Source organism: Rubritalea sp., from assembly GCF_039830215.1.
Classification (GTDB): domain Bacteria; phylum Verrucomicrobiota; class Verrucomicrobiia; order Verrucomicrobiales; family Akkermansiaceae; genus Rubritalea.
Window position 1 is genome coordinate 1 of the sequence record NZ_JBDOPO010000134.1, and the last position, 2938, is coordinate 2938.

1 protein-coding gene and 1 tRNA gene are annotated in these 2938 nt (G+C 45.5%); one reads left to right on the forward strand and one right to left on the reverse strand.

The window, feature by feature from the left end:
- Window positions 1-639 precede the first annotated feature (639 nt).
- Window positions 640-2670, forward strand: a complete 2031-nt coding sequence (locus ABGY95_RS04480) for a zinc-ribbon domain-containing protein (protein WP_347440501.1) — start codon at window positions 640-642, stop codon at window positions 2668-2670.
- A gap of 188 nt (window positions 2671-2858) precedes the next feature.
- On the opposite strand, the gene ABGY95_RS04485 is transcribed toward ABGY95_RS04480, so the two are convergent.
- A tRNA-Pro gene (locus tag ABGY95_RS04485) sits at window positions 2859-2933 on the reverse strand.
- Window positions 2934-2938: the final 5 nt, after the last annotated feature.

Sequence of the window (2938 nt, forward strand, 5' to 3'; positions counted from 1 at the left end):
TAGTAAATATATTTTGTTTGCTTTTGTGATATTTTGTTTGCCATAACTATATCTTCTAATATCATATGATTAAAAAAAGCTAACCTGATATTATATAGGACATAATCATGGCAAAAAAAGTAAGAAAATTAAACTTGTAGTAAAAATTCTCATATAAAATACTATCACCAATACGTGTAGGGCACTAGGACTTTAACGGCACTGAGGCCTACAACGGGGCAAGAAGGTGCTTCCCCTGATTGGGGGGGGGAGGCTAGAAACAGCCACGCAGGCAGCCACGTTCGTGAATCTGAACGTACGTTAATTATTAGGTTTATGCCTATAGATAAGGACTAATAGGCCATTTCCCTGACCTGCGGTTTTGCAAGAGAAGCCTGTTATTTCAGTGTTTTTACTGGTGGGGAGTTACCGGATCCATCTGTGCCTCCAAGCGTCAACTTAAAGTTACTACCTGGATGATTCGAGTTCAACCGCTGGATTGTGGGGAGTCGTTTAGGCTTAGTTGCTTGGCGTCTTATTCTTTTGGCAGGACCCTTCTTGAATTAAGGGAGGCCGTTCTTCGGTCGCTGCCGAAACTATTAGCACTCCCAACAGGAATGGGTGTTAGGAGCGTTCAATAATTTCATTTACGATGGGTGCATGCCGAATGGAGAGCCAAAAGAGAGAGAATCCTTAGCTGAGCTATTCCCTGACGTGGCTTCTCAATGGCATCCAACGTTGAATGGTGACTTAACACCCGATGGCGTTGAAAAGAACTCAGGAAAGCGTGTTTGGTGGAAATGTCCAAAGGGACCTGACCATGAATGGCAAACAACACCAAGTAAGCGAATCCGAAGAAATCAGGGATGCCCATACTGTATAAATCAGAGAGTCTCTACAACCAACTCTCTTGCAACTCTGGATCCTGATATAGCTTCTCAGTGGCACCCGACGTTGAATGGCGAATTAACGCCCAATGACGTTGTTAAAGGGTCAGATAAACGTGTTGCATGGTTATGCCCTATAGGTGATGACCATCAATGGGAAGCAAGAATTGGTGAGCGTTCCAAGGGTAAAGGTTGCCCGTTCTGTGCAGGTAAACGGGTATCTAAGACAAATTCTCTAGCTACTTTGGCTCCTGATGTTGCTAAACAGTGGCATCCTTCGCTCAATGGAGAGTTAACTCCAGATGATGTTGTCGCTGGCTCTACAAAGAAAGTTTGGTGGAAATGTCCAAAAGGACCAGATCATGAATGGGAATCAAATATTGGAGAACGAGCTACTAATCGAAAGAGGGGGTGTCCTTTTTGTGCTGGGCAAAGGGTTTCTGTAACGAATTCGTTAGCGAGTCTTGCCCCTCAATTAGTAAAGGACTGGGATTACGAAAAGAACGGTGATCTTAAGCCTGAAGATGTTGTTCTAGGAACCAATCGGAAAATTTTTTGGGAATGTCCAAAGGGACCTGATCATGAATGGATAGCTAGCGGAAATAACAGGGATAAGGGAACGAACTGTCCAATGTGCGCAAATAAGCGTGCCTCAGTTACTAATAGTTTAGAAACGCTGTATCCAAAGGTCAGTAAGGAATGGCACCCTACGAGAAACAAAGGAGTTACCCCTCGAGACGTGATCGCTGGATCAAATAAAAGGTACTGGTTTAAGTGCGATAAAGGTCCTGATCATGAATGGCAAGCGATAGTCAATAACAGAACTACTCACGGTAGTGACTGCCCAATGTGTGCTGGTAGGGAAGTCTCCGTCACGAACAGTATTGCTACTCAATGCTCTCCAGAAGTTCTTAAACAATGGCATTTTGAAAAAAATGGGGATGTAACCCCAGACAAATTACCAATAGGGACACACAAGAACGTCTGGTGGAAGTGCGATAAAGGACCTGACCATGAATGGCAAGCCCAAACACGTCACAGAATGGGTTTAGTGCCCTCTATGCCAGCACATGGGTGTCCAGCGTGTGATGGGAAACAGGTATCAGTAACGCATAATTTAGTAACTCGATTCCCCTTGATTGCTAGTCAATGGCATCCAACAAAAAATAAAGGAGTTACTCCTGACCAAGTGGCTGCTGGAGCGAATAAGAAATATTGGTGGATATGCGATGTCGCCAGCCACCATGAGTGGGATGCTTCGCCAAACAAAAGAACTAGTGGTCGTGGTTGTCCGTACTGCACTCTAACTCCAAGATCAGCACAAGAAATTCGTTTAGCTCATGAACTTTCAGCTCTGATAGATTTTGACCTTGAAGCGCACAAAGTCCGGTTTGATGGTCGAGTAAGAGACGTAGACATTCTTATCAACGACCAAAGCATTGTTGTTGAGTTCGATGGAGCTTATTGGCATAGAAACAGCGCTGAGAAGGACCTCGAGAAAAATAGAAGCCTTGAAGCAGGGGGTTGGAACGTTATTAGGGTTCGTGAAAGGCCCCTAGATTCCATTCACAAGAATGATGTAATGGTTCCCACTGAAGCTCCGGCGAAGCAAGTAGCTGATCTTGTCCTACAAAAAATCACTGAGGTAACGGGTGTGAAGATACCGAAGTTGAAAGAGTATTTGGCTTCTGATCAGCCTTGGCGTGAGAAGGAATCCTTGTCCGCCATTCGTGAATACCAGGCTGAGAACGCGAGGAAGAAAGTAGAGCTTGCTGCTAGACGTGCGGCAAAAAAGAAGCCTTAGGGGCTGTCCGAGCGACATTAAATGTCTACGGACACCTCATGCCAGGCCTCGATAGTCGCCTAGCGGAACGGCTAGATGAACGTCTAAGTGAATCTCTAGCGCCCCAGGAGCGCCCCAAAGCAGTAAATGACTAAGAGTTAGTCTCGCTGCGTTTCCCCAATTCATGTCATGAACTGGTATTTTAATTGTCGGGATGAGAGGATTCGAACCTCCGACCCCCTGCTCCCAAAGCAGGTGCGCTAGCCAGGCTGCGCTACATCCCGTAGCC